Below are 5,544 nucleotides of genomic sequence, written 5' to 3'. Positions count from 1 at the left end.
TCTGCCATCAAGTAAATCTTCGCCAGCACCCCCTTCCAGGGTGTCATTGTCAGCACCCCCATCAAGAAGGTCATTGCCACCCAAACCTCGTAAGCTGTCATTGCCAGCACCCCCGATCAGGTTATCGTCACAGTTGTCTCCTACTAGAGTGTCATTACCTGGACCGCCGATTAATGTATTCATGAAAGTTGCTCCTGAATTTTTTAGAGATTGTAAGTAGGTATCTATAAGAGCTATCCACCTCTGTTTGGATAATTATGCAAGAAGCCTAATATTTTTTTTTCCCTAGAAGTTAACTTTGTGTATATATGTACTAAAATAATCGAAAAACCTGGTAATAAACGGTTTAGAATTCCCCGGCGGGGGACAGTTCCATGATGGAGTCAGTGATTGGATCTACTGTAGACACTACTGGTTCAAGGTTAGAACCCAGACTGAGTTGATTCTGTTCACGGTACATACGGGCAAGAGCACCAGTGAAGCCAGCGTTGTAGTCAAGAGCGACTTCATTAATGGCATAGTTAGTTCGATCATCGACATAGGCATTATCGTCTGGTTCAGAGGGACCACCCACCAATGCACCATAGAGAATGTTGAGGTTGTCCGTTGGTGATTCGATGTCATTGGTGGTGGAACCATGGGCTCCACGATGGTGGGGATTCTTGGGAGAATTGTGGCCAAAACCCACGACATAACTGAAATTATTGGGATTATCCCCAAGAATGTAGTCAATTTGATCAGCTGCGAAATCGGAGTAACGACCATTACCATCATTAACGGTATCACTATAAATACCAGCAAGGAAAGCGGTATTGGCAGCATATCGTAGGGAACCCCAGTCATTGAACCAAGCTAGTCCACCCTCAGTATATTCGATACCTTCACCACTGTCGTCACTCCAGTAGTCCAGCCAGCGTTCTACTTCGATACGGTACCTATCTTCGTCAGTTTCCTGAGCAAGGAGGATGCCAGTACCATAGACTTTTTGATCCCAAGATTGAGTCTGAGTCGGATCAATACCTAGATAGTAACTTTCGGCTTTATCCAAGTAGGTCTGGTCACCGGTTGCTTTGTACAGCCAACTTGCAGACCAGGCTAGTTCGTCTTCGTAGCCACTCCAAGAATTGTAGAAAATAGCAGCATCGGCGATAGAGTCAGAGTAGTTACCCTGATAGGTCTCGGCAAAGTCAAATAGGGCTTTGGCGTTTGTGAGTAGTTGATTAGCGTAGCTGCTGTTTGTAGATTGGAAGGCAATTGAGGCAGCAGCTAAGGCAGCAGCGGATTCACCAGCTAGGTCAGAACCTGGATTTAACGGATCAATTTTGTAGGCTGGTCGCGCCATGGTCATGGTTTCCGGCGGTGCCCAGACGCTGTGGTCGATTTCACCGGATCCAACCTGTGCCCAGAACTCTTGGGTTTGACCGTTACTGTCTGTGATGTGGGCTTTGAGTATGTAATCGGTACCCCATTTAATGGCATCCAACGCCTCATCCCATTGACCCATTTGCTGGTAGGCATCTTGATATTCGATTGCCCCCCAAGCTAGCATAGTCATGGCAGCAGCCATGGGGAAGCCGAACTTGACGTGGTCCCCAGCATCGTAATAACCGCCAGTGAGGTCAACTCCTACATCAGCACCATCGTTGAGGCCAGAATCCCCGCGCCATGGGATGCGATTGTCCTCTGGAAGTTTACCAGAGCGCTGAGCTTCATAAAATAAGAAGGACTTTTCGACAGCATCACCATAGTTAAACTGTGTTGATAAATTGGTTGAGAAATTGCTGCTGATGATACTAGGTACAGTCTCACCATTTCCATTGGATGGGTTGATTTGAACAGGAGTAGATGCATTCATTAGTAATTAAAATTTAGTAAATTTTTAGTAATTTTTGAGAACCAATCAAGTCAAATCACCCCTGTTTAATACTGGAAAAATAAAACAGGTCACATTACCATTTTTTGTGGTTTATTCTGTTGTTTATGACTATAAAAATAACGAAACAGGGTAAATCATCCCTGTGTAATAAAGGGAAAACGAACTAGTCTCTAAGTCTCCGTTAATAAAGGAGATAATAGGTCATCCTATTTGATTGACAAAGGCACTTTAAATTTGAGTAGTATTACTCTCAATGGCGACACCGAAATAGTTTTCTTTTGTAACGATAGCTAATACTAGTTTACAACTGTCAAGATATTAGTGTTAAAGAAAATTAGAAGATATTGTTAATTTTTAGTAAAGAATTAAAATGCCTAACACACAGTATCTTAGAATAAACGGTTTTAAATTAGGTGAGATACATTTTTATAGAGAATAGGGAACAGGGAACAGGGAACAGGGAACAGGGAACAGGGAACAGCGGATCACCGGAACAGGGAGCAGTGATGCAGCGCTATACTTTATTAACTCTTGCCTCTTGGCTCTTGCCCTACTTTTCGGTATCTCCCCATCTCCCCATCTCCCCATCTCCCCATCTGGTTAATCTGGGGGACAGAGGAAATTTTGGAGTTTTTCCGGCATTTCCTCAAAATTCTCTAGAAGGAAGTCTAAGGGAAGGAGCCAGAAGCCAGCGCCAGTTGTCGAATCTTCGCGCTGGCTTCTGGCTCCTTCCTTTTGTAATAATACAAAAAGTATAAATAGGATGAAAACCTTAAAAAACTTAAAAAACTAATTTGGGAGTTTGTAGGGTGGGCAAAAAGCGATGCAGCGCCGCCAAAGGGGGTTTCCCCCACTCGCGCTTTGCATCAAGACACAGTTTGGTTCAAATGAGTCTTCTAGATAATATTATAGCAGTCGCCAGGGCAGTTAGGACATGACAAAAGTCTCAAACCTAAGTAAGCGCAAGAGTTTTACTTCTGACTTCTGACTTCTAACTTCTGACTTCTGCTATACTTTGCCCACCCTACTTGAATTGGTATTTTTTTTTACACGCAAGTCCCTTAGTTGTTCATATGACGGTGTCTTACCTACTGAGTCGCCTAGTTTGTAATATGTGTGTAATACAATAAAGTTGTGAAAATTTAATCAATAAAGTTGTGATCTTATCAACTTGTTGAGGTCACTTAAACGGCGGTACGTTAAGCATAGTAAAGCGATGCAGCGCCGCCAAAGGGGGTTTCCCCCATGAGCGACTGCATCAAGAAGCGTTGATAGACTTTGGTACTATCTCAAATATAATTCCTTAAAATTAAATTTTTCAAGAAAACTAAATTTTGACAATAAAATAGGTTTGGCTATATGGTATTTAAGGCTCATATTGTTTAAAATTATCATTGGCTTGACAACAGTATAAGATTAGTGTTATAGACATTAATTAAACTTGTGATAACAAGTTTTTACTCAGATTTACTTATGTTGTATTAGGGAAAAAATTTCTCTATATAAAGAAAATTTAATCATGGAAATTTCTATTAAAAAACAATATATTTTGTGAGTATTTCTGACAATCCTCTGGACGTTGAGCCAATGGATATCATTGATATCAAGGTGCAGGAAACTATTTTCCGAGGCAAGACTATTTTCCCAGTTGACTAACCAAAGTAATTTAAACTATGCTCAATTGCAACAGATTAGGTTGTTTGTGCCAGACCAGCGTATCTCTGGGTAAGGTTCAGCGGTTGAAGAGGGTGATTGTATTAATCACAATCTTTGCTTTACTCGAAATGGTTGTCGGCTTTGTTAGCCACAGTTTAACTCTCAAAGCTGATTCGGCTCACATGCTGGCAGATATTGTAGCAATGAGTATTGCTTTGCTTGCTGCATGGCTGGCTCAAGGCTCCTCGAAGTCTCGAAAGCAAATGAGCAATCAACCGATTGAGGTTTTGGCTGGTCTGATCAATAGTATCGGTCTAGTGGCTATGTCTGTATGGATTGGGCGAGAAGCGATCGCCCATCTGCAAGGGACACCTGAGGAAATCCTCAGTTTGCCGATGCTAGTCACTGCGTTAATTGGCGTAGTGATCAACAGCATTAACCTCTATTGGCTAGGGGAAAATACTGAGCAAGACCTCAATCTGCGTGGTGCATTTTTGCATGTACTGGCAGACGTAGTTGGCTCAATCGGCACTATAATAGCTGCTTTGGCGGTTGGAATTTTCAACTGGCCTCAGGCGGATGCGATCATCAGCTTTAGTGTAGCTATTTTAATTGGCTTAAGTAATCTTCCGCTGCTGGGGCAAACCCTGCAACTAACTAGGACGAGGGCGATAGAAAAACCCCCTCATGAGTTAGGCTGGCTAGAGTTAGGAAAGACCGATTTAGTGTCTTTGATAAAACTCAAAGAGGATTGAAAATTACTGGAGAGCTATTGATTTTGAAATGATAGTTTTCGGGAATTTTTAGGTAACCATTTAGTGGTCAGCGGTCAGCGGTCAGCGGTCAGCGGTCAGCGGTCAAATGATGGCTTTTTGTTTTAAACTCTCATACCAATTATTTGTCAACTTTCTCTAGTAGTATTTGCTTAAAAGCTAGTCCAGCTCCCAATCTTCAATGCGTAGTCCACGAACTCTGCTAAATTCAGCCGTATTATGGGTAACCACAATTAAATCATTAGCAAGGGCGATCGCAGCGATTTGTAAATCATAAGGTCCGATTGGTGTTCCCCTAGCTGCTAAATCAGCCCTAATTTGTCCTGCTATTCTGGCAGGATTGGTGTCTAGCGGTAGAATCCTAAACTGACTGAAAAATCGTTGCAAAAGTGCTAAATTTATTGACTGTTTGGCACTACGATAAGCACCGTAATATAACTCCATTTCGGTTATGGAGCTGATAAAAATAGTCTCTGGTTGTTCGGTAGCAAGGCGAGATGTCACCGCCGGACTGGTATTGTTCAACAGCCGAATGCAAACATTGGTATCCAAAAGGTAGCTCAAAATAGACTCTCCCTTGTCTCAAACTCTTCCTGCTGCCCCCGCTGTAACGGTTCTCCAGCCCAACCCCCAATTACTTCCTCAAAAAAACCAGGCATCCAGCCTTGGGGTGTTTCTACTTTTAAGGATGATTTTAATGGGTTAACAATCACCATAACTTCTAATTCTTTGTTCGTTATCCCTACTGGAACGTCGAGATGTAAAATGCCATCAGACCCCACATGGGAGATTACTTTAATACTTTCCATCGTGCTTTCTGGTATATAGAACTTATCCAATCTTATAGCAGTTTTCAATTGGATGAGGTACTTCGTGCGGGAAGTGTGGGATGTGTGGAATATATAACCATTTTGGGATGTATGTGTGGATAGAATATAAAGGGACGTATGCCTGAAAGGGGTAGTTTGTTTAGATCAGGGTCAAACGGTTTCACAACTTGGCTTCTGATTTGGCGTACCGATTTCTAATTTCTTCCGGATCGAGACAGAGCAATGAAGGATTAAGAAATAGTAGATGCACCCTGACTGATCCCTCAGCTACCCGCTGGGGATTTTTTTTGTTCAATTTTGTCTCAAGTTATCTATTAGTTATATGTGGGATAGCCATCTTGGCTGTCTCCTTGGCATAAGGGTTTCGTAAGCATTCAGCTATCAGCTATCAGCTATCAGCGATTAGCGA

5 protein-coding genes and 1 pseudogene are annotated in these 5,544 nt (G+C 42.3%); 1 reads left to right on the top strand and 5 read right to left on the bottom strand.

From position 1 onward, the window contains the following. The 3 genes and pseudogenes from F6K57_RS35525 to F6K57_RS35515 form a co-directional block, all read right to left on the bottom strand. Nucleotides 1-183, bottom strand: a pseudogene (locus F6K57_RS35525) (hypothetical protein); the annotation flags it as partial. Nucleotides 184-346: 163 nt separating this feature from the next. Beyond that, nucleotides 347-1,855 carry a glycoside hydrolase family 9 protein gene (locus F6K57_RS35520; protein WP_293072704.1) on the bottom strand — a complete coding sequence of 503 codons (1,509 nt, stop codon included), beginning with the start codon at nt 1,853-1,855 and terminating at the stop codon, nt 347-349. Between the two features lie 447 nt (nt 1,856-2,302). After that, nucleotides 2,303-2,464, bottom strand: a complete 162-nt coding sequence (locus tag F6K57_RS35515; protein WP_158069452.1) for a hypothetical protein — start codon at nt 2,462-2,464, stop codon at nt 2,303-2,305. Nucleotides 2,465-3,549: 1,085 nt separating this feature from the next. On the opposite strand from F6K57_RS35515, the gene F6K57_RS35510 reads away from it, so the two are divergent. Continuing rightward, nucleotides 3,550-4,287: a cation diffusion facilitator family transporter gene (locus F6K57_RS35510; protein ID WP_293059114.1), complete on the top strand. Its 738-nt coding sequence runs from the start codon at nt 3,550-3,552 to the stop codon at nt 4,285-4,287. Nucleotides 4,288-4,464: 177 nt separating this feature from the next. On the opposite strand, the gene F6K57_RS35505 is transcribed toward F6K57_RS35510, so the two are convergent. Then, the gene (locus tag F6K57_RS35505) at nt 4,465-4,869 is read right to left on the bottom strand and encodes a type II toxin-antitoxin system VapC family toxin (RefSeq protein WP_070391598.1); all 405 of its coding nucleotides are present in this window, start codon (nt 4,867-4,869) and stop codon (nt 4,465-4,467) included. Further along, nucleotides 4,866-5,114, bottom strand: coding sequence for a hypothetical protein (locus tag F6K57_RS35500; RefSeq protein ID WP_070391597.1), 249 nt, complete (start codon nt 5,112-5,114; stop codon nt 4,866-4,868). Before F6K57_RS35500 ends, F6K57_RS35505 begins: the two co-directional genes overlap by 4 nt. Nucleotides 5,115-5,544: the final 430 nt, after the last annotated feature.

The sequence above is a fragment of the Moorena sp. SIO4A5 genome, from assembly GCF_010672005.1.
Taxonomy (GTDB): Bacteria; Cyanobacteriota; Cyanobacteriia; order Cyanobacteriales; family Coleofasciculaceae; genus Moorena.
Note: the sequence above shows the minus strand (reverse complement) of the source record. Positions and strands in the feature narration are given on the sequence as shown.

What these genes read in the sequence shown, in the direction of transcription:
- F6K57_RS35520 (WP_293072704.1), bottom strand. Translation starts at nt 1,855, where the DNA reads ATGAATGCATCTACTCCTGTTCAAATCAACCCATCCAATGGAAATGGT.
- F6K57_RS35510 (WP_293059114.1), top strand. Translation starts at nt 3,550, where the DNA reads ATGCTCAATTGCAACAGATTAGGTTGTTTGTGCCAGACCAGCGTATCT.
- F6K57_RS35500 (WP_070391597.1), bottom strand. Translation starts at nt 5,114, where the DNA reads ATGGAAAGTATTAAAGTAATCTCCCATGTGGGGTCTGATGGCATTTTA.
- F6K57_RS35515 (WP_158069452.1), bottom strand. Translation starts at nt 2,464, where the DNA reads ATGGGGAGATGGGGAGATGGGGAGATACCGAAAAGTAGGGCAAGAGCC.